Genomic DNA, 21554 nt, shown 5'->3' on the forward strand with positions numbered 1-21554 from the left:
AAAGAAGGGGAACGGGAAAAAAAAATCCTGTGGGGGCGAAGGGGGGAGGAAGGCCCCCCCCCCCCCCTTCCTGCTTCCGCCCCCCCCCCCCCCCCCCCCCCCCCCCCCCCACGCACGGATCCTGCGGAAAGGACGTCCCCGCCATGGCGGACCCCAGCCCCGTCCGGGGCCCCGTCGTCGAGGCCGACGGGATCAGCAAGCGCTTCGGCGCCACCGTCGCCCTCAGCGACGCCCGCATCTCGGTCGCGCCCGGCGAGTCGCACGCCCTGGTAGGGCGCAACGGCGCGGGCAAGTCCACGCTCGTGTCGATCCTCACCGGCCTGCAGAACCCCGACACCGGCACCCTGCGCTTCGACGGCGAGCAGGCCCCGGCCCCCGGTGACACCGACGCCTGGCGGTCCAGGGTCGCCTGCGTCTACCAGCGCTCCACCATCATCCCCGCGCTGACCGTCGCCGAGAACCTCTTCCTGGACAGGCAGAGCAAAGGCGCCCTGCGCCCGATCAGCTGGAAACAGCTGCGCGGCCGCGCTACCGAGTTGCTCGCCGAGTACGGCGTGGACGTCGCCCCGACCGCGCGCGCCGAGGACCTGAGTGTCGAGCAGCGCCAGTTCGTCGAGATCGCCCGGGCGCTGTCCTTCGGGGCCCGCTTCATCATCCTGGACGAGCCCACCGCCAAGCTCGACGCGCGCGGCATCGAGCGGCTCTTCGACAAGCTGCGCTCACTGCAGGAACAGGGCGTCGCCTTCCTGTTCATCTCCCATCACCTGCAGGAGGTCTACGACCTCTGCACCACCGTCACGGTCTACCGCGACGCCCGGCACATCATCACCGCGCCAGTCGCCGAACTCGACCAGCAGGCCTTGGTGGAGGCGATGACCGGCGAGAGCTCCCGGGACAGCGGGCCCGCCTGGTCGGTGACCGGCCGGACGCGCCCCGACGGTGCCCCGCTGCTGGACGTCTCGGGCCTGAGCCTGGCCGGCGCCTACCAGGACTTCTCCCTGACCGCGCACGCCGGCGAGGTCGTGGGCCTGGCCGGCGCGGCCGCCAGCGGCAACGTCCGGCTCGGCGAGACCATCGCCGGTCTGCACCGCCCGCAGGCCGGCACGATCACCGTCGCGGGCCGCCCGGTGCGCACCGGGCGCGTTCCCGCCGCTCTCGCGGCCGGCATCGGGTTCGTGCCCGAGGACCGGCACATCCAGGGCCTCATCCCGCAGCGCAGTGTCGCCGAGAACGCCACCCTGACCGTCACCGACCAGCTCGGGCCCTTCGGCACGGTGCTGCCCTCCCGTACCCGGGCCTTCGCCGAACGGATGATCGGCGACCTCGACATCAAGACACCCGGCCCCTCGGCCCCGGTGTCCGCGCTGTCCGGCGGCAACCAGCAGAAGGTGGTCATCGCGCGGGCCCTGGCCACCGAGCCGCACGTCCTGGTGGCCATCCGGCCCACCAACGGCGTCGACGTCAAATCCAAGGAGTCCCTGCTCGGCACCGTCCGCGAGGTCGCCGACGCCGGGAGGAGCGCTCTGATCGTGTCCGACGAACTCGACGACCTGCGGGTCTGCGACCGCGTCCTGGCCATGTTCCACGGCCGCGTCGTCGCCGAGTTCGAGCACGGCTGGAGCGACGAACAGCTGGTCGCAGCCATGGAGGGCATGTCCGGCCCGACCGACACGAAGGAACGCAATGTCTCCCACCACTGAGGTCAGCCCGCGCGCGGCCACCGCCGGCACCGCACCGGCCGGCCGGCGCTTCGACCTCGCCCGCTACCGCGACCTGTCGCTCGTACCGGTCCTGCTCGTCCTCGGCGTCATCGGCTTCGTCGTCTCACCCGCCTTCCTCACCTCCGACAACCTCCTGGGCGTCGGCCAGCAGGCCACCGAACTGAGCCTGCTGGTGCTGGCCGAGGCGCTGATCCTGATCGTCGGCCGGATGGACCTGTCCCTGGAATCCACGATCGGCGTGGCCCCCGTCATCGCCGTCTGGCTGGTCCTCCCCGACCACGGCGCGCGCTTCAACGGCCTCGGGCTCCTGCCCTCCTGGACGGCCATCCCGCTGTGCCTGGCCGTCGGCGCGCTGATCGGGGCGATCAACGGGTTCCTGATCCTCAAGCTGCGCCTCAACGGCTTCATCGTCACCCTCGGCGCGCTCACCCTGCTCCGCGGCCTCCAGGTCGCGATCTCCCAGGGCCAGTCGATCGTCAACCTGCCCGGCTCCTTCACCTACCTCGGCAGCACCAGCTGGCTCGGCGTCCCCGCGGCGATCTGGATCTGCGCCCTGCTCTTCCTGGCCGGCGGCTGTGCCCTCGCCTGGCTCCGCCACGGCCGCGCCCTGTACGCGATCGGCGGCAACTCCGAGGCCGCCCGCGCCGCCGGCATCCGGGTCGACCGGATCACCTGGACCGTGCTGATCCTCGGCGGCCTGCTGGCCGCCTTCGCCGGCGTCCTCTACACCGGCCACTACGGCTCCATCTCCGCCGACCAGGGCAACGGGTGGATCTTCCAGGTCTTCGCCGCCACCGTCATCGGCGGCGTCAGCCTCAACGGCGGCCGCGGCACCCTCTTCGGCGCCCTGACCGGTGTGCTGACCCTCCAGCTCGTGGTCAACGTCATGACCCTCGCGGGCGTGCCGCCGCTGTGGAACCAGTTCCTCAACGGCGCGATCATCATCGTCGCGCTGATCATCTCCCGCTTCGCCTCGGGCGAGAAACAGGAGTGACGGGGTCCCCCGGCCCGAGAGCCACCGAAGCGACGCGACCAGCTCCGCGGGAACCGGTCGCGCCGCTTCGGCCTCCCCTGCCCCGCCCCCTCGACCGACCAGCACTCCCATGCCCGCACGCAGGAGGCGAACACCATGGCGGTGACCGACCAGGCCATCGAGAAGATCAAGGAAATGATCGTCTCCGGCGCCCTGCTGCCCGGCGCGCGACTCCCCAACGAGGCCGACCTCGCCGACCAGCTCGGGCTGTCCCGCAACTCGCTGCGCGAGGCCGTCCGGGCGCTCACCGCGATGCGGATCCTCGTCCCCCGGCAGGGCGACGGCACCTACGTCTCCGGCCTGGAGCCACACCTCCTGCTGGAAGCCATGGCCTTCGCCTCCGACGTCTCCCACGGGCACACGGCCCGGCAACTCCTCCAGGTGCGGCGCCTGCTGGAGCCGCAGGTCACCGCCCTCGCCGCCGGCCTGCTCACCGACGACCACCTGCGAACGCTGCGGGCCGTCCTCGACCAGAGCGCCGCGGCTGCCGGCATCGAGGAGTTCATCGAGCTCGACATCGAGTTCCACCGCACCATCGCCGATGCCGTCGGCAACCCCGTGCTGTCCACCCTGCTCGGCATCCTCTCCACCCACACCCAGCGGCTGCGCATCGTGCGCGGTACGCACAACGCCTCTGCCCGCGAGCAGGCCCACCGCGAACACGAGGCCATCTGGCGGGCCCTGGTCGACCACGACGCCGTCCTGGCCGCCAGTGCCAGCACCGTGCACGTCGCCGCCGTCGAGGACTGGCTGGCCGCCGGCACCGGCCCCCCGGACCTCGACCCCCCGGACCTCGACGCCATCGCCTGACGGCGACGTGCCGAATCCCGCACATCCGTTCCCCTCCCCCTCAGCGCGCAAGACCCCCACGACCCAGGACGGTCTGACACATGAAGAGCCGAACCATCCGGACCACCTGCACGGGCTGCATCGCCGTGTTGCTCGCCGGCTGCCTCACCGCCTGCGGTGGCACTGATGACCCCGGCAACTCCCGCCCCCAGATCGGCATCGACATCCCCCGCGCCGACTCCGACTTCTGGAAGGCGTACGCGAAGTACCTCCAGCAGGAGATCAACGACCAGCAGCTGAGTGTCCTGCCCCCGACCCGTTCGAACGGCGACGACGCGACGTTCACCGCCAACGTCCAGTCGCTGGCCGCCCGACACCCCAAGTCCATCGTCATGGCGCCGCAGAACACCATGACCACCGATTCGACACTCTCCGAGTTGTTCCGTGCCAACATCCACACGATCAGCGTGGACACCGAACCGGAGCACGGCAGCGTCTACATGGTGGTCCGCACCGACAACAAGACGTACGGCACCAAGGCCTGCGAGTTCCTCGGCAAGCAGCTCGGTGGCAAGGGCAAGGTGGCCGAGCTCCAGGGCGCACTGACCTCCATCAACGGATACGAACGCTCCGAGGGATTCGCCGCCTGCATGAAACGCAACTACCCCGGTATCCAGGTGATCGCGCTGCCCACCGACTGGAAGGGCGACATCGCCTCCGCCAAGCTCCAGTCCACCCTCGCCGCCAACCGGGACCTGAACGGCATCTACCTGCAGGCCGGCGGCGTCTTCCTCCAGCCCACCCTCGACCTCCTACGCCAGAAAGGCCTGCTCAAGCCCGCCGGCCAGCCCGGCCACATCACCATCGTCTCCAACGACGGCATCCCGCAGGAGTTCGACGCGATCCGCAAGGGCGACATCGACGCGACCGTCTCCCAGCCCGCCGACCTCTACGCCAAGTACGCCCTGTACTACGCCAAGGCCGCTGCCGAAGGCAGGAAATTCCAACCCGGGCCCACCGACCACCAGTCGACCATCATCACCCTGCCCAACGGCCTGGAGGACCAGCTCCCCGCTCCCCTGGTCACCAAGGAGAACGTCGACGACCCGTCGCTCTGGGCCAACCACGCCGCGGGCTGACCGAGGCGGGCCCCGGAACCAGGCCGGCATCCACCGCAACAACGGGACGACGGGACTCCGGTCTGTGCACCACCACTGATCGCTCCCCCACCCACCCCCGCTGAAGGGCCGCACCGTACGAAGTGCACCGGTGGTCAGGGCGATAGTCGCCCTGACCCCGGTCCGGGCACACCCCGGCCGCGGCGACCTCCGACAGCGTCGCGGCACTCGCCGAGACCTCGGTCGGCAGCAACGCCACCACCGGTGACAAGGCCTTCCTGACGGCGAACCAGCCGCTCGTACAACAGTCCGCCGCCCAGTCAACCAGCCGACTCCCCCCGTCCAGGTTCCCGCCGACCACCTCCTACAGCGGGACGGCCCCGTGGGAGAGACCGCCACGAAGCCGGCCGGCGGCCGACGGCAGCGTCCGGCTTCCGTCACCGTGCCAGCAGTGGCGCACCAGTCAGCTCGGGAGTCCCTCGGCGCCCTGGGCCGGGCAGGACGGCGGGTGCGGCGAGAAGTTGGGCAGCACCCGAGTGGCGTCGTAGCGGCGCTGCCAGACCGGAGTGGTCGACCCGCTGGTGGCCGGCACGATCGCGGACCAGTCGGCCGGGCAGTCGCGCCCGCTCTTCTGCTCGCGCTCCTCGTGTCGCACGAACTGTTTGGTGGCGAAGTGGTGGTCGATGATGGAGATCCCGGCCCGGTCGTACGAGTGCAGCACCCCCGCCGTGAGCTCAAGCAACGCGCGGTCCCGCCACAGGGTGCGATCCCGGGCCGTGTCCAGGCCCATCCGCCGGGCGACCTCAGGCAGCTTGTCGTATCGGTTGGTGTCGGACAGGTTGCGGGCACCGATCTCGGTGCACGTGTACCAGGCGCTGAAGGGTGCCAACGGGTACCGCAGCCCGCCGAGTTCGAGGACCTGGTTGGAGATCGTGGGAAAGGCGTGCCAGCGCAGGCCGAGTTCTTCGAACCACCGGTACTCGGGATGGCTGATCCGCACCTCCGGGACCGCGTCCGCGGGCAGGTCGAACCACCGAGGTTCACGCCCGGGCCACTGGATGACCAGCGGCAGCACGTCGAACTCGCCGCCCTGACCACGCCACCCCAGGCGCTGGACCGCCTCGGTGAGCGCCGCCGTCTCGGGGTCGCCGATCACGGACCCGTCGTACTGCCGGTAGCCGGCGTAGCGAATCAACTGGCCGTTCCACAGCCGGGGTCCGGGCCGCTCGGGTGTGCTCGGCGCGAAGACGCTCAGCAGCAGGCGCACCTTGCCCCCGTTCCACGCCTGCCGCAAATGCTCGACGAGTGCCTCGAACACCGCTCCCTCGTCACCGCCATCGGTGCCGGTGCCGATCGCACGGCAGTCCCGGATCTCCAGTGCTTTCCAGTAGAACTTGCCTATGCACTGCGGATTGTTCCGCCACGCGATCCGGGAGCCGACCAACAACTCCTGCTGGGTCTGGGAGTAACTTCCCGTCGTCGCCAGCTCCTCCGTGATCTCCGCTACCCGCCGCTGCGCGCCGCCGGCCGGAAGATGTCCCTCCACGGTGAGTTGACGTATCAACGCTACTGCCTCCGCGAGCGGAGCAGCAGGCGTGGACGGGGTTACGCACACCCGAGAGCTCATCATGCTGATCCCCTGTCAACAGCGAGGGAAAGGAGCCGATTCAACTTGCACGAAACACACGGACGCAGCCGGAGACTACGCCGGGGAAGCGAACGCGCGGACCCAGCCGAGGTCGTTTTGACGAAACCCTTGCGTGCACTCGGTGATGAAAAGCCCTGCGGGACCCGGGTCGCGCGGGGCGGGCCGGGGTGGGGGTCGGAGTGGCCCTCGCGGGGCTCCCGCGAGGGCTGCCCGCGCTCAGGAGGTGAGGCGGCCGAAGGTGAGGGCGGCGGCGATGAGCAGGACGGCGGCGGGCGCCCCGGCGATCAGACTGAGCACCGTCCGCCGCCTGTCGAGCAGCCCGGCGCGCAGCAGTGCCGCGTAGGTCAGTGCGCCGTAGAGCACCACTGCGGGCAGGGCAGTGATCACCCCGAGCGGGTAGCCGCTGCCGCTGAGCCCGAGGTAGACGTGGTGGAGCCCGTGCAGGGTCCAGCCGCCCAGCAGGGCGGCGTAGGCGTCGAGCGCCCAACCGCCGGGACCGGTACGCCCGGCGTGTCCGGCCCGCAGGGCGCGGTCGGCGAACAGGGTGAGGGCCCAGACCACGGCGAACTCCGCCAGGATCGCGGTGAGGGACTGCGCGACGGTGAAACGTGTGCCGCCTTGGTCCAGGCCGCCGTCGAGCACGATCGCGACGGCCTCCTCCCCGTCGTGCACCGCGAAGGAGAGCGGCAGCCCCCAGATCCACCACCGGGCGTCGACTCGTGCCCGTACCAGGTCCATCGTCATGTTCCCCTGCTCACAGATCGGTTGAAGATTGGGTCATCGGCGTTGACTCAAGCTAGCCCTCAACCCCACTTCGGTCAACAGCGTTGATCAAATCGGGTAGGATCCAGCCATGTCGACATCAGCCGAACCGGCCGGCACACCACTCGCCGCCTCCAGAGCAGAGCGCCGCAGGCGCGGAGAGCAGGCGGTGCTGTCCGCCGCCCGGGAACTCTTCCGCCGGGACGGCTACGACGCGACCACCGTGCGCGCCATCGCCACACGGGCGGGCGTCGACGCGTCACTGGTGATGCGCTGGTTCACGTCCAAGGAGTCGCTGTTCACCCGCGCGGTCATCGAGCAGTTCCAACTGCGCGGCGCCCAGTGGCAGGACGAGGGCGGCACGGGCGGCGACACGGGCGAGGGACTCGGGGAGCGGATGCTGCTCGACTTCCTTCACGCCCTGGAGGACACCGGCGGCAGCGCGCTCCACGTCGTCCGCGCGATGCTCACCCACGAACAGGCGTGGTCCACGCTGCGGGCCGCCTTCCTCGCCGACCCGGACCGCGACCCCATGGTGGTCGCGATCCCGGGCGAGGAAGCCCAGTTGAAGGCGGCCCTGCTCGGCTCGATCGTCCTCGGCATCGGCATCGGCCGCCACGTCCTTCGCTTCCCGCCCCTGGAGGAAGCCTCCCCCGAACACATCGCGACCGTCATCGCCCCCGCCCTCCACGAACTCCTCGCCCCGCCACGGCGGCCGGAGGGCGACACGGAAGGCTGAGCATCACCTGCCACGGACCAGCCGATTCGAGTGACGCCCGCGTCGGCGCCGCGGCGGTGGAGGCCGGCGACTCACGCGCCGCTGATCCAGCGCTCCCCGATGGCTGGGAGACAACTGGCCGGCGTGGCCGTCGAGTAGCGGTCTGAGAGGGCACCGTTCGGGCCACCGACGCACGTCACGTCGTCACCGAGTGCTCTGACCGGTTACGGCGGCCGGGTTGTGTCGTACCCGCGTTCTATGGTGTCGGAGTGTCTCGTTGTCGTGATCGGACCGGCGTTCGGGTGGTGCATCGCACCGCCCGGATCGGTCCGTGTCCGACCCGAGCGCAGGTCCAGCGAGGTCCGGGGCGCAGCGAGCGCTCCGCAGCAGGCAACTCAGGGAGGTAGGCACATGAGAGCACTCCTCACGTCGTCCGGGATCAAGAACAGCAGCATCCACGACGCGCTGGTCGACCTGCTGGGCAAATCGATCGCCGAGTCCAACGCCCTGTTCGTCCCCACCGCCATCTACCCCTTCCCTGGCGGGCCCGGCATGGCGTGGCGGGCGATCTCTGGTGAGGGTCCATCGCCGTTGTGTGGATTGGGTTGGAAATCGTTGGGGATCCTGGAGCTGACGGCGCTGTCGAGCATCGAAGAGGCTGCTTGGGTGCCAACGGTCCAGGCCGCCGACGCACTGCTGGTATGGGGCGGCGACCCCCTGTTCCTCGCCAACTGGATGCGGCGCTCCGGTTTGACCGGCCTACTGCCGACGCTGCGCTCCGAGGCGGTCTACGTGGGGGTGAGCGCCGGGAGCATGGCTGTTGCCTCCACCTTTGTCGAGACCTACCGCGAACCGCCCCGCGGGAACGATGGACCGTTGAGGTCGGAAGACATCGTCTTCGCCACGCCTCAGGGCGACGTCGACAGAATCCTGGTCACGGGACAGGGAGCAGGACTCGTCGACTTCGCGGTGATCCCGCACCTGGAGCACCCGGACCACCCCGACGCCTCCTTGGCCAACGCGGAGAGGTGGGCGGCACGGATTCCCGCGCCGACGTATGCGATCGACGACGAGACCGCCATCAAGGTGGTCGACGGCACCGCCCAGGTCGTCTCCGAGGGGCAGTGGAAACTGTTCCAGCCCTGACGGCACCGGGTAGTTCCTGAAGGGAACGTCGGTCGGGTCGTTCCCCGGCCGGGGACGGGCCCAGCCGGCCTGGTCACTGGCCGCCGCACTGGTGAACGGGCTGCGACGGACCGAGTGCGGGAACCCCATCGGGGTGAGGTCCAGGTCTGCCGCCCTGGCTGTACTGACCCGCGTGCTTCTTGCTGCATGCCGACGCCAGCTGACTCTTGGACACGGGGCCGAGGTGGTGCGCGGTCGGCTGGTGTGCCACTGGGCGGGTTGAGAGGCGAAGTGGTGAGAGCACAACCGGGAGTCAGCGACCGGGTCCGTCGTGGTCCTGCGGGGTGTCGGGTGGTGGTGTGCGGGTGTCGCGGGGTTCGGGGTGGGGCTTGTCCTCGGGCGGGTGGCCGGCTTCGATGGCTCGTCCGCGTTCCAGTTCGACGTTGAACTCCAGGCCCAGCAGGATCGCGACGTTGGAGACCCAGAGCCAGAGGAGGAAGAGGATCACGGCGCCGATGCTGCCGTAGGTGCTGTTGAGGCTGTTGAAGTTGGCGACGTAGAGGGCGAACGCGCCGGACGCGATGACCCAGAGCGCGACGGCGACCAGGCTTCCGGGGAGGATCCAGCGCAGCTTGGGCGCTTCGGCGCTGGGAGCGGCCCAGTAGAGCAGGGTGACCATCGCGATGACGATGATGACGAGGACGGGCCATTTGGCGATGTCCCACACCTGTACGGCGTTCTCGCTGACTCCGAGGATCTTCCCCGTCCGGGTGGCCAGTGCGCCGGTGAAGACGACACCGGTGGCGGTCAGCGCGAGGAGCGCGATGATGACGACGGTCAGGGCGAGGCGCGTGGGCAGGGTCTTCCAGAGTGGCCGGCCCTCAGCGGTGTCGTGGACCCGGTTGGCGGCGCGCATGAACGCCGCGACGTAGCCGGAGGCGGACCACAGGGCCAGGACGATCCCGATGGCCAGTGCGAAGCCCGCCCTGCCCTGGTCGGTCTGGAGTTGCTGCACCACGGTGGTGAGGAGCTGGCGGACGGATCCGGGGCCGAGGTCACGGAGGCGGTCGAGCAGCGGCTTGGTGGCGGAGCTGCCGGCCAGTCCCAGGATCGACACCAGCGCGAGCAGGGCGGGGAAGATCGCCAGCAGCCCGTAGTAGGTGAGCGCGGCCGCCGCGTCGCTGAGGCTGTCGGCCTTGAACTGCTTGGTGGTGCGTTTCAGGACGCCCCACCACGACTTCTTGGACAGGTCGGTCGGGCTCTCGGTGGGCCCGGCTCCGTTGGTGGCGGGCCCGGCCCCGTCGGCCGTGCTGGTGTGCCGGTGTTCGTTCTCGTGTCGTGACATGGGTGCCAACCCGGCGTGTCGGGTGTCTGTTTCGGGGTCTCAGTCCTTGACCACCTGGTAGATGCCGTAGATGACTCCGGGCACATGGCCGCAGAGCTGGAGGAGGAAGGCCCAGAGCACCTTCATGCTCGGCCCGTCCTTGATCAGTACCGCCAGGAACGGCAGGACCAGGCACAACAGCACCAGAAGGACCTTGCCCATGATCACCCCTCGTTCCGAAGGTGCGGTGGCCGACGGCACGGTGACCCGCCTCCTCATCGTCTCACCGTCGGCCGCCCGGCGGGCAGTCGGCCGGACCGCATCGGAGGCATCGTCTCCGTCCGCGCTGCATGTCCGCCCGCGTGTCACCGTCGAGAGCGCCGGTTCCGTGCCGGGCATACGGCCAGGTACACGGCGGCGGCGATGAGCAGGAGGACGGCGATGGCGGTCAGGTGGAGCAGTCCATGGACGACGATGCCGATGATGCGAGCACGATCGCCACGATGACGACCAGCAGGAAGAGAACCATCACGAACCTCCGTCTCGCCCCGTTCCACACAGCGTGCCCGGCATGCTCTCGATCATGACTTCGCCTCGGTTTCTCGGGCGGGCACGGACCGTTCCGTGCCCGCCCGTGCCGCGTTACTTCCGCAGGACGACAGGTCCTCCGTTGGCCTGCACCTCGCCGTCCGGCAGCTGTTCGACCAGCAGCCCGCGGGCCGGCTGCTGGACGAGCAGTGGCGTGGTGGCCGCCGGAGGCTTTTCCAGCGACACCGGGACGGGCGGTCCGGCGGCAGCCGCGGCTTTCTCGCGGGCCAGGAAGGAGCCGAGTTCGCCGATGGTGCTCATCAGCGGGGCGGGGAAGACGACGGTGGTGTTCTTGTCCACACCGATCTCCACCAGGCTCTGCAGATTCCTCAGTTGCAGGGCCAGCGGGTGGGCCATCATGGTGTCCGAGGCCTCGCCCAGTGCCGCCGCGGCCAGCGACTCGCCCTGCGCATTGATGATCTTGGCTCTCTTCTCCCGCTCCGCCTCGGCCTGGCGGGCCATCGCCCGCTTCATGCTCTCGGGCAGCTGGATGTCCTTCAGCTCCACCAGCGTCACCTGGACGCCCCACTCGACTGTGGTCACGTCCAGGATCTCGCGGATGTCGAGGTTGATGGTGTCGGTCTCGGACAGCGTCTCGTCCAGCGTGTGCTGCCCGACCACCTTGCGCAGCGTGGTCTGGGCGATCTGGTCGATGGCGGAGTAGACGTTCTCGATCGCGACGACCGACTTGACCGCGTCGACCACCCGGAAGTAGGCGACCGCCGAGACGTCGACGCTGACGTTGTCGCGGGTGATGATGCCCTGGGACTGGATGGGCATTGTCACGATCCGCAGCGACACCCGGTGCAGGACGTCGACGATCGGGACGATCAGGGTGAAGCCGGGTTTCTTCGGGCCGCGCACCCGGCCCAGCCGGAACAGCACGCCCTGCTCGTACTGCTTGACGATCCTCACGGAGAGCAGGAGGCCCACCAGGACCAGCAGGACGACGATGACGACGGCGACGATCAGGATCTTCATGGCGTGCCTCTGTTCAGTTGTCGGGAGAGTGCGTCCGGCCCCGGCGACAGGGACCACTCGGCCCGGGACGCGGGGCCGCCTGTTCGGCCGGGATCGGCCCGCCGGCCGCTGCGAGGCGGCACGCAGCACGTGGGAGGCTCCGTCTCGGCAGGGTATCTGCGTGGCCCCCGGCGAGGAGGGCGACCGGCCGACGCAGCGGACCGCCCCGCCGGAGCGGGCCGGGCCTCGGTCGCCGACGCCGCTGCGGGGGGCTCTTCGCCGGCCCTGCCGAGGGGGGAGGGCGGGCGCGCCACAGGGGCCGGGCCGTCGGCGCGGGTGGGCGACTGCATGGGCATGGTGAGCCTCGCATGATGAGGTCACCGGATGGGCCCGGTTGTGAGCTGGTCGCTCCCGAGGCCGACGCGAGGTGGGCCTTCGTCTCCGGACTGGCTGCTGACTCAACCACCTCCGACGGTACTCTCCGATCTCCGGCCACGCGGCGCGCACGGAGCACGCCGCTCGTTCGAGTACGGCCGGGCGGACAATGGGCGGCAGGGGGCGCGGTTCGGTCTGTCCGACCCTCAGTGCGGTCGGTCGGTTGTCGGTGAGGCTGAGGAGATCCACCATGGCGGAGTCGGCCCCGGGAGCGTCGGAGTCCAGCGACACCCCGGTGTCGGGTGCCGCTCCTGGCCGGAGCCCGGCCGACGACGCGGACCTGCGGGAGAGCCTGGCCGGCCTGTCGAGGTTGGCCAGCGGGCGCTTGGACCTGCCGGCCCTGCTGGTCCACGTCGCCGACTTCGCGGCGCACGCGATCCCCGGCGCGGACGGAGTGGGCCTGACCCTCGTGGAGGACGGCCGGGCCGACACGATCGTGTCCAGCGCGGCCTTCGTTCGAACCGTCGATGCGATCCAGTACCGGATCGGTGAGGGGCCGTGCATCACCGCTGCGGCCGAACGACGCACCGTCCGCTCGGCCTCGCTGGGCAAGGACCCCTCGTGGCCGCGCTTCGGACCGCGGGTCGGCCGGCTGGGCGTGCACAGCGTGCTCTCGCTGCCGCTGCTGACCGACGACCGGGTCCTGGGCGCGATGAACGTCTACGCCCACGCCTAGGACGTCTTCGACGCCTGGGCCGTGGAACTCGGCGAGCTGTTCGCCGTGCCGGCCGCGATCTCCGTACAGAACGCCCAGGCCCTCGCCCGGACAACACGATTGGCCGCACAGCTGCAGTCCGCGCTGACCCACCGCTCGGCGATCGACCAGGCCCTGGGCGTCCTGATGAGCCGCAGCGGCTGCACCCCCGCCGAGGCCTTCGACAAGCTCCGTGCGATGAGCCAGGCACAGAACCGGAAGGCGTCCGCAGTGGCCCAACAGCTGCTCGACGAGGCGGTGGCCCGCGCCCGGGCACGCCGCAGTCCCGGCTGAGGACATCGAGAGGCACCGTGGAGGCGTCGAAGGGTGGTGACCCGAGTCAGCCGTCCTCTGCCGGGCGGGGAACGCTGCTGGTGGTGCCGACCCAGGTCCAGTCCCGGATTTCCGGCAGGTCCGTTCCGTGCCGGTCGATGTACAGCTTGTGCTCGACCAGCCTGTCGCGCATCCGCTGCTTCACGTAGTCGCCCCGTGCACCGAGTCGGGGCAGCCGGTCGATGACGTCCTGGACGAGGTGGAAGCGGTCCAGGCGGTTCTGCACCCGCATGTCGAAGGCGGTGGTGATGGTGCCCTCCTCGTTGTATCCGCGCACGTGCAGGTTTCGGTTGGTGCGGCGGTAGGTGAGCCGGTGGATCAGCGAGGGGTAGCCGTGGAAGGCGAAGACGATGTGCCTGTCCCTGGTGAAGAGCGAGTCGTAGTCCCGGTCACTGAGCCCGTGCGGGTGCACCGTGTCGGGCTCCAGCTTCATCAGGTCGACGACGTTGACCACCCGCACCCTCACCTCGGGCAGGTGCTCGCGCAGGATGGACACCGCGGCCAGGACCTCCAGGGTGGGGGTGTCGCCGCAGCAGGCCAGCACGACGTCCGGCTCCCCGCCCTCGTCGTTGCTCGCCCACGGCCAGATGCCCACACCCTGGGTGCAGTGCACGACGGCGTCCTCCATGGACAGCCACTGCGGCATCGCACGCTTGCCCGCCACCACGACGTTCACGTAGTGCCGGCTGCGCAGGCAGTGGTCCATCACGGACAGCAGGCAGTTGGCGTCCGGCGGGAGGTAGATCCGCACCACGTCGGCCTTCTTGTTGGCGACGTGGTCCAGGAAGCCGGGGTCCTGGTGGGTGAAGCCGTTGTGGTCCTGCTGCCATACGTGGGACGCGAGGAGGTAGTTGAGGGAGGCGATGTCGCGGCGCCAGGGCAGCTGCTTGGTGACCTTCAACCACTTGGCGTGCTGGTTGAACATCGAGTCGACGATGTGGATGAACGCCTCGTAGCAGTTGAACAGCCCGTGCCGTCCGGTGAGCAGGTAGCCCTCCAGCCAGCCCTCGCACTGGTGCTCGCTGAGCATCGAGTCCAGCACCCGGCCCGAAGGGGCGAGGAACTCGTCGCCCTCCATGGTGCGGGCGTCCCACTGGCGGTCGGTCTCCTCGAAGACCGCGCCCAGCATGTTGGAGAGCGTCTCGTCGGGGCCGAAGATCCGGAAGTTGCGGCGCTCCCCGTTGGCGGCGACCACGTCTCTCAGGAACCGTCCCAGAACGAGGGTGTCCTTGCCGCTGACCTCTCCGGGCGCGCGGACGTCCACGGCGTGGACTCGGAAGTCCGGCATCCGCAGGTCCCGCAGCAGCATCCCGCCGTTGGCATGCGGGTTCGCGCCCATCCGCCGCTCGCCCACCGGAGCGAGGCCGGCCAGCTCCGGCAGGAAGCGGCCGTTGTCGTCGAACAGCTCCTGCGCCCGGTAGCTCCGCATCCAGTGCTCCAACTGCCCGACGTGCTCGGGGTGGTCGGCGTCCACCAGCAGCGGTACCTGGTGCGAGCGGAACGTGCCCTCGACCTGCAGGCCGTCGACGGTCTTCGGCCCGGTCCAGCCCTTGGGCGAGCGCAGGACGATCACCGGCCAGCGCGGGCGGCCGGCGTCCGTGCGGGCGCGCGCGGTGTCCTGGATCTCCCGGATCTCCTCGACGGCCGTATCCATGGTCCGGGCCATGAGCTGGTGCATCGCCTCGGGTTCGTCGCCCGCCACGATGTGGGGCTCCCAGCCGCAGCCGCGCAGGAACTGCGTCAGCTCCTCCTCCTCTATGCGCGCCAGCACGGTGGGGTTGCTGATCTTGTAGCCGTTGAGGTGCAGGATCGGCAGCACCGCCCCGTCACCGACCGGGTCGAGGAACCTGGTGGACTGCCACGCTGTCGCCAGCGGCCCGGTCTCGGCCTCGCCGTCACCGATGACGCAGGCCGCGATCAGGCCGGGGTTGTCGAACACGGCGCCGAAGGAGTGGCTGAGCGAGTAGCCGAGTTCGCCGCCCTCGTGGATGGACCCGGGCGTGGTCGGCGCGACGTGGCTGGAGATCCCGCCGGGGAAGGAGAACTGGGTGAACAGCTTCCTCATCCCCGGCTCGTCCTGGCTGACGTCCGGATAGACCTCGCTGTACGTGCCCTCCAGGTAGGTGTGGCTCACCAGTGCCGGCCCGCCGTGGCCGGGCCCCGCGACGTAGACCATGTCCAGGTCGTACTTCTTGATGACCCGGTTCAGGTGCGTGTAGATGAAGTTCTGCCCCGGCGTGGTGCCCCAGTGGCCGACGACCAGCGGCTTCACATGCGACAGTTCCAGCGGTGTCTTCAGCAGCGGGTTGTCGTAGAGGTAGATCTGACCCACCGACAGGTAGTTGGCGGCCCGCCAGTAGGCGTCCATCCGGTGGAGCAGCTCCGGTGACAGCGCTGGTCCGGTCATGGCTCGGGGCTCCCGTCGGTCGGACGCGGCCGTGTCCCGCCGGTGCTGAGGTCGTGCGTACGGCTGGGGCCGGTGTTCGGCCGACCATCCGGCGACGAGCCACCCTCGCCCGGCTGCTGCCGGCGCGGACGGCTGCCCGGCTCGTGTGCGTGGGCGGTGGTGATGGTGGTGCCGGCGGCACCGGCGAGGATCGCGCTCGCATCGGGCAGCTGCCCGATGGCCGCCGGGTGGCCCGTGGCCGCCACGAAGTGCCGACAGGCCGCGATCTTGGGGCCCATCGACCCGGCGGGAAACTCCATGCCCGCCAGGTCGTCCAGGTCGAGGTGGCGCAGCGCGGTGGCCTGTGGGGTGCCGAAGTGTGCCATCACGGCGGGTACGTCGGTGAGGACGAGGAGCCGGTCGGCGTGGAGGGTGGTGGCGAGCAGGGCCGCGGTGGAGTCCTTGTCGACGACGGCTTCCACGCCGTGGAGCCGGCCGGAGCCGTCATCGGCGACCGGGGCTCCGCCGCCTCCGCCGCAGATGACGACCGAACCGGTATCCAGCAGGTGGGTGATCGAGTCCTGCTCGATGATCCGCTGCGGCTCGGGCGAGGGCACGACCCTGCGCCACCGGTCACCGTCCGCGGCGATGGTCCAGCCGTGCAGGTCGGCCAACTGTCGGGCGCGCCGGTGGTCGTAGACGGGGCCGACGAACTTCGTCGGCTCGGCGAACGCCGGGTCGCCCGGGTCGACGAGCGTCTGGGTGACGAGGCTGAGGACAGGCTTGGCCAGGCCGTCGTTGCCCAGGCACTGCGTGAGCCAGTAACCGATCATGCCCTGGGTCTGGGCGACGAGCGCATCCAACGGGTAGGGACGGGACAGCGCCGGGTCGCTCTCGCTTTCGAGGGAGAGCATGCCGATCTGCGGGCCGTTGCCGTGGCAGATCACCAGCTCGTGCCGGGCGGCCAGCGGACCGAGAGCCCGAGCGGCGGTGCGCACGTGCCCCAACTGGATCCCGGCATCAGGCCTCTCACCACGGCGAAGCAGCGCATTGCCACCGAGTGCGGCCACGATACGCATGTCAGGGCACCGTCACATAAGCGCCCGCGGCCTCGGGCGCACACCGGGCGCCCGTCGCGACGCGGCACCGGCGGCCCAGCACGGGAGCGGTGTCGGTGACCAGCTGTCGGGCTTGGCTACTCACGAGGCTCCTCCGCACGGCGTCCAGATTCCCGATGCCGCTGATGTCCGGTGCCGATCCCGGATGAGTGGGGCTGCCCGATGGACCTGATCACAGCGCAGCCCGGGCGGCGAGCCGGCCGAGTCAACGCGACGGCCGCCTCCTGAGAAGTGACCGGCCAGCCGACTGGTCCGATGTACCCGGCTGTCCGACGTGACCACGGTGTCCGCCACTCACCGGGCCCTGCCCGGCTGCGAGCGGGGCCACTGCGAGTCGGCGTGATGGCGGAGGGCCCGGGGGGCGACGACCGACCCGCTGCTTCGACGCTACCCGCGGCTTGTGGGTGCTGTCCACGCCAGCGGTTGCGCCCACGCCCTCGGTGCGAAGGACGCCGCCGACAGGAACAGGGCCTTCGCCCGGGCCGGGGGCGCCGGATGCGGGAACGTTTCAGACACCGGTAACGCCGAGGGCCACCCCCACCCCGTAGGTGACGGCCATCGCCAGCCCTCCGCCGAGAACGTTGCGCAGGATGGCCCGCCCGGGGGGCGCCCCTCCGAGGCGGGCGCTGACAGCCCCGGTGGCCCAGAGGGCCGCGAGGACGGCAGCAGCCGTGACCGGGACCCGGGACGACACCGGCAGCAGCAGGATGACCAGCAGAGGCAGCAGCGAGCCGGCGGTGAAGGACACGAAGCTCGCTCCTGCCGCCTGCCAGGCGCTCGTCAAGGCGTCCGGATCGAGCTTCAGCTCCGCGTCCGCGTGCGCGGCCAGCGGGTCTCTCTCGGTCAGTTGCTCGGCCACATCCCGCGCCAGTGCCGGAGGCAGCCCCTTGGCTTCGTAGAGACCGGTCAACTCGTCCAGTTCCGCCTCCGGCGCCTCCGCCAGTTCACCCTGCTCCACCAGCAGCGCGGCCCGTTCGGAGTCCCGCTGGCTGCTGACCGAAACGTACTCGCCCACCGCCATCGACATCGATCCCGCCAGCAGCCCGGCCAGCCCGGCCGTCAGCAGCGCGATGTGGGAGGTGGTCGCACCGGCCACACCGATCACGAGGCCCGCCGTGGAGACGACCCCGTCGTTGGCTCCGAGCACCCCGGCCCGCAGCCAGTTCAGACGGCGTCCCAGGGCACGACCGTGCGGCTCGTCCTGCTTGCCGGCCTGTCCTGCCACCGTCGGTACCTCCTCCCGCGCCGGCGGCACCGGCCGACCCGGGCGCGGCCTCGACGCGAGCCGGCACCGCGCCGTCGGCGGAACGGTCCCACCGGGCTCCGGGATCGCCCGCCCCGTGTGCGGGGAACCCTCGCGAACCCCGTCTGCTCCACTCTGGTCCCGCAGCGACGCGTCGGCCACCAGAGGCCGCGCCGAGGAGGCGTCCCGGTGAGCGCCGAGCCAGGCACCGGAGGGAAGAAGCGATCGACCCATGCGACCCTGGAGAAACGTAGCGCGCCCGGGTCTGTTCGGACTCCGTGCCCTCGCCGGGCGTGGCACGTGCCCAGAGGCGGCGATCCGTATGACACAGCACCACTCCCCCGCATCCCGTCGGCGTGCCGTCGCATGCCGAGAACGGTGACGGGCGGGACCGGGGACCACCCGCGATGAGCGCCGCGGCTCCCGTGCGGTCGGCCGGGCCCGCGGACGGGGTGGCAGCCTCGGCGGCACTGCTTGGGGAACAGGTTCTGCGCGGGCTCGACGTCAATGCCGAGGCGGGGTTGAGCTCCGGTGAAGCGGCCAGGCGCCGGGCCCGGTTCGGGCCCAATGCGGTCTCCTCGCACCGGGCCCGGTTCTTCCCCGTGCTGTGGCACCAGTTGCGCTCGCCACTGCTCGGGTTGCTGTTGGGCGCCGCCGTGGCATCGTTCCTGGTCGGCGAGCGCAGTGACGCCGTGATCATCGGGGTGATCGTGGCGGTGTCCGTGGGGCTGGGCTTCGTCAACGAGTACCGGGCCGAGAAGGCCGCCGAGGCGCTGCACTCGCAGATCCGCCACACGACGGTGGCGGTGCGCGACGGACGGGCGGTGTCGGTGGATGTCACCGCGCTGGTTCCCGGCGATCTGGTCGAGCTGCACCTGGGCGACATCGTCCCGGCCGACCTGCGGCTGCTGGAGGTCACGGGACTGGAGTGCGACGAGTCGCTCCTGACCGGCGAGTCGCTGCCCGTGGACAAGGGCACCGCCGCCGTCCCGGCCGGGACACCGCTGGCCGAGCTGTCCGGCTGCGCCCTGATGGGCACGGTGGTGCGCACCGGCGGCGCCCGGGGGGTCGTGGTGTCCACCGGGGCCCGCACCGAGTTCGGCAAGATCGCCGCCGGGCTCGGCACCCACCAGCTCGACACCGAGTTCCAGGTCGGCCTGCGCCGCTTCTCCCTGCTGCTGGTCTACGTCGCGGGCGCGCTGACCACCTCGATCTTCGTGATCAACGTGGCGCTGCACAAACCGATCATCGATGCCCTGCTGTTCTCGCTGGCCATCGCAGTCGGCATCACCCCGCAGCTGCTGCCCGCCGTCGTCTCCACCAGCCTGGCCGCGGGCTCGCGGCGGATGAGCCGCCGCAAGGTCCTGGTCAAACGGCTTGTCTGCATCGAGGACCTCGGCGACGTCGACGTCCTGTTCACCGACAAGACCGGCACCCTCACCCTCGGCCGGATCGACTACATGCGCGCCGTGCCCGTCGGCGCCGACGGTCCCGACACGGTGCTGCGATGGGGGCTGCTGTGCACCGAGAACGCGGCGCGGGACGAGCAGGACGTGGGCGGGAACCCGCTCGACCAGGCCCTGTGGCGCTCGCCCGCCGCCGCGGGCGAGCGGGCCGCGCTGGCGGGCTACACCTCGCTCGCGGTGCTCCCCTTCGACCACGAGCGCCGCATGGTCTCCGTCCTCGTGCGGGACACGGCCGGCGTATCGACCCTGGTCACCAAGGGTGCTCCGGAAAGCATCCTGGAACGCTGCGCCGACGTGCCCGCCGCAGCCCGTGACGCGCTGGCGGCGGAGTTCGCCGCCGGCAACCGGGTGATCGCGGTCGCCACCCGGCCCGGTGGCGCCGGATCGGGGCAGATCCGGCCGGCGGACGAGAACGGTCTTCAGCTGGCCGGGCTGCTCGTCTTCCTCGACCCGCCCAAACCGGACGCGGCCGCCGCACTCAGCAGGCTGGCCGCGCTAGGCATCTCCGTGAAGGTCGTCACCGGCGACAACGCCGCAGTCGCCGCCAAGGTCTGCCACGACCTCGGACTGGGTGGGGGCGAGGCCATGACCGGCGCCGAGGTGGACGCCCTGGACGACACCCGGCTGGCCGAGGCGATCACGAGCACCACCGTCTTCGCCCGGGTCAGCCCCGAAGCCAAAGCCCGCATCGTGCACGCCCAGCGGCGCAGCGGCGGTGGGGTCTCGTTCCTCGGCGACGGCGTCAACGACGCCCTGGCCCTGCACGCGGCCGACGTGGGCATCTCCGTCGAATCGGCCACCGACGTCGCCAAGGACGCCGCGGACGTGATCCTGCTGGAGAAGGACCTGGACGTGTTGGCCGACGGCGTGGCCGAAGGCCGGCGGATCTTCGCCAACACCATCAAGTACGTGCTGATGGGCACCTCCAGCAACTTCGGCAACATGTTCAGCGCGGCCAGCGCCTCGCTGTTCCTGTCGTTTCTGCCGATGCTGCCCTCGCAGATCCTGCTGAACAACCTGCTCTACGACACCAGCCAACTGGCCATCCCCACCGACAACGTGGACGAGGAACAGCTGCACAAGCCCTCGCACTGGGACATCGCCTTCATCCGGCGCTTCATGATCTGCTTCGGCCCGCTCAGCTCGGTCTTCGACTTCATCACCTTCGGCGTCATGCTCTGGGTCTTCCATTCCGGCCCGGCGCAGTTCCGCTCGGGCTGGTTCGTGGAGTCGCTGGCCACCCAGACCCTGGTGATCTTCGCGATCCGCACCCGGCGCATCCCGTTCTTCCGCAGTCACCCCAGCCTGCCACTGACGCTGTCGGCCCTCGGCGTCGTCACCGTCGGCACCCTGCTGCCCGCCACGCCACTGGCCCACACCCTCGGCTTCCAGCCGCTACCAGGGGCGTTCTTCGCCACCCTGGTCGGCATGATCATCGCCTACCTCGTCCTGATCGAGGTCGGCAAACGCCTCTTCTACGGCGCAGCCGCCACCACCGTCCCGGCCCCGCCGCGCTACGGCGCCCTGCGCCACCTGCGGCGGCGCGCCGCGTACTTCAGCACCGCGGCCCGCCGGCGCGCGGCCGCGTCCGGCACGCCACGACCCGCTTCCCCGCGCAACGTCGCGCAGCGCTTCGCGCCGTCCTCGCCGCCGGCGGGCAGTCGGCCGCCGGGACGGCCGCAGTAGGACTGCCGGCCCTCGGAGTCGAGGATCGACGAGCACGCGTGGAGCCGCTCGATGACGACCTTCTTCGTCGCAGGCGAGTTGCCACCCGGCCGGGTCCGCGGAACGCTCCAGCACCCAGCCCGACCAGCAGGGTCGTTCACCTGGCGAGCCGCGAATCGATGCCCTCGGGCGCGCATGGGGGCAGCCGCCGCTCCCCGGTGAGGGGAGGGCCCGTCTCCGCCCCTCACCCGCCGCACCCGCCGCACCCGCCCCTGCGGCTGCCTCGCCCCACTCCCACTCCCACGCCCCAGCTCTTATGACAACAGCATTGACGTGTAAGGGCGCCACCGGTTTCATGTCTCGCACCCCTCCCCCACACGAGCAAGGCGGTGATCCGTTGACACCGACGGTGAAGGCCACGGGCAACG

Annotated in this window: 17 protein-coding genes; 9 read left to right on the top strand and 8 right to left on the bottom strand. The window is 70.6% G+C overall.

Annotated features, from left to right (window positions below):
• Positions 1-143 precede the first annotated feature (143 nt).
• The 4 genes from AC07BF_RS21980 to AC07BF_RS21995 all read left to right on the top strand — a co-directional run bounded on the left by AC07BF_RS21980 (position 144) and on the right by AC07BF_RS21995 (position 4682).
• Entirely contained in the window at positions 144-1700 is a 1557-nt protein-coding gene (locus AC07BF_RS21980; RefSeq protein ID WP_363581209.1) for a sugar ABC transporter ATP-binding protein, read from the top strand.
• Positions 1684-2715 (top strand): ABC transporter permease, encoded by a 1032-nt coding sequence (locus tag AC07BF_RS21985; RefSeq protein ID WP_363581207.1) that lies wholly within the window; start codon positions 1684-1686, stop codon positions 2713-2715. Before AC07BF_RS21980 ends, AC07BF_RS21985 begins: the two co-directional genes overlap by 17 nt.
• A 135-nt stretch (positions 2716-2850) precedes the next feature.
• A complete protein-coding gene (locus tag AC07BF_RS21990; RefSeq protein ID WP_363581205.1) occupies positions 2851-3564 on the top strand; it encodes a FadR/GntR family transcriptional regulator in 714 nt (237 codons plus the stop codon).
• Positions 3565-3644: 80 nt separating this feature from the next.
• The gene (locus AC07BF_RS21995) at positions 3645-4682 is read left to right on the top strand and encodes a sugar ABC transporter substrate-binding protein (RefSeq protein WP_363581203.1); all 1038 of its coding nucleotides are present in this window, start codon (positions 3645-3647) and stop codon (positions 4680-4682) included.
• Between the two features lie 442 nt (positions 4683-5124).
• Here the strand turns inward: AC07BF_RS21995 and AC07BF_RS22000 are convergent, their stop codons facing one another.
• Together AC07BF_RS22000 and AC07BF_RS22005 are read right to left on the bottom strand one after the other, a co-directional pair.
• Positions 5125-6291 carry a nitric oxide synthase oxygenase gene (locus tag AC07BF_RS22000; RefSeq protein WP_400844330.1) on the bottom strand — a complete coding sequence of 389 codons (1167 nt, stop codon included), beginning with the start codon at positions 6289-6291 and terminating at the stop codon, positions 5125-5127.
• Positions 6292-6525: 234 nt separating this feature from the next.
• Entirely contained in the window at positions 6526-7053 is a 528-nt protein-coding gene (locus tag AC07BF_RS22005; protein ID WP_400844333.1) for an HXXEE domain-containing protein, read from the bottom strand.
• A gap of 109 nt (positions 7054-7162) precedes the next feature.
• On the opposite strand from AC07BF_RS22005, the gene AC07BF_RS22010 reads away from it, so the two are divergent.
• Together AC07BF_RS22010 and AC07BF_RS22015 are read left to right on the top strand one after the other, a co-directional pair.
• Positions 7163-7810 carry a TetR/AcrR family transcriptional regulator gene (locus AC07BF_RS22010; RefSeq protein WP_363581197.1) on the top strand — a complete coding sequence of 216 codons (648 nt, stop codon included), beginning with the start codon at positions 7163-7165 and terminating at the stop codon, positions 7808-7810.
• A 390-nt stretch (positions 7811-8200) separates the two neighbouring features.
• Positions 8201-8935, top strand: a complete 735-nt coding sequence (locus tag AC07BF_RS22015; protein ID WP_363581195.1) for a Type 1 glutamine amidotransferase-like domain-containing protein — start codon at positions 8201-8203, stop codon at positions 8933-8935.
• A 292-nt stretch (positions 8936-9227) separates the two neighbouring features.
• On the opposite strand, the gene AC07BF_RS22020 is transcribed toward AC07BF_RS22015, so the two are convergent.
• The 3 genes from AC07BF_RS22020 to AC07BF_RS22030 all read right to left on the bottom strand — a co-directional run bounded on the left by AC07BF_RS22020 (position 9228) and on the right by AC07BF_RS22030 (position 11807).
• The gene (locus tag AC07BF_RS22020) at positions 9228-10259 is read right to left on the bottom strand and encodes a YihY/virulence factor BrkB family protein (protein WP_363630806.1); all 1032 of its coding nucleotides are present in this window, start codon (positions 10257-10259) and stop codon (positions 9228-9230) included.
• A 39-nt stretch (positions 10260-10298) separates the two neighbouring features.
• On the bottom strand, positions 10299-10460 hold the full coding sequence (locus AC07BF_RS22025; protein WP_363581191.1) for a YqaE/Pmp3 family membrane protein: 162 nt from the start codon (positions 10458-10460) through the stop codon (positions 10299-10301).
• 420 nt (positions 10461-10880) lie between these two features.
• On the bottom strand, positions 10881-11807 hold the full coding sequence (locus AC07BF_RS22030; RefSeq protein ID WP_363581189.1) for a slipin family protein: 927 nt from the start codon (positions 11805-11807) through the stop codon (positions 10881-10883).
• A gap of 604 nt (positions 11808-12411) precedes the next feature.
• Between AC07BF_RS22030 and AC07BF_RS22035 the strand changes: the two genes are divergently transcribed.
• Both AC07BF_RS22035 and AC07BF_RS22040 read left to right on the top strand, forming a co-directional pair.
• Positions 12412-12897: a GAF domain-containing protein gene (locus AC07BF_RS22035; RefSeq protein WP_400989135.1), complete on the top strand. Its 486-nt coding sequence runs from the start codon at positions 12412-12414 to the stop codon at positions 12895-12897.
• 21 nt (positions 12898-12918) lie between these two features.
• Entirely contained in the window at positions 12919-13209 is a 291-nt protein-coding gene (locus AC07BF_RS22040) for an ANTAR domain-containing protein (RefSeq protein WP_400989137.1), read from the top strand.
• 46 nt (positions 13210-13255) lie between these two features.
• Here the strand turns inward: AC07BF_RS22040 and AC07BF_RS22045 are convergent, their stop codons facing one another.
• From AC07BF_RS22045 to AC07BF_RS22055, 3 genes are all read right to left on the bottom strand, one after another.
• On the bottom strand, positions 13256-15655 hold the full coding sequence (locus tag AC07BF_RS22045) for a phosphoketolase family protein (protein ID WP_363581185.1): 2400 nt from the start codon (positions 15653-15655) through the stop codon (positions 13256-13258).
• The gene (locus tag AC07BF_RS22050; RefSeq protein WP_363630811.1) at positions 15652-16713 is read right to left on the bottom strand and encodes a carbamate kinase; all 1062 of its coding nucleotides are present in this window, start codon (positions 16711-16713) and stop codon (positions 15652-15654) included. Before AC07BF_RS22050 ends, AC07BF_RS22045 begins: the two co-directional genes overlap by 4 nt.
• 547 nt (positions 16714-17260) lie before the next feature.
• Entirely contained in the window at positions 17261-17977 is a 717-nt protein-coding gene (locus AC07BF_RS22055) for a VIT1/CCC1 transporter family protein (protein WP_363581181.1), read from the bottom strand.
• Positions 17978-18516: 539 nt separating this feature from the next.
• Between AC07BF_RS22055 and mgtA the strand changes: the two genes are divergently transcribed.
• A complete protein-coding gene (gene mgtA / locus AC07BF_RS22060; protein ID WP_478333796.1) occupies positions 18517-21147 on the top strand; it encodes a magnesium-translocating P-type ATPase in 2631 nt (876 codons plus the stop codon).
• The last annotated feature ends 407 nt before the right edge of the window (positions 21148-21554 follow it).

Source organism: Kitasatospora sp. NPDC043950, from assembly GCF_056435345.1.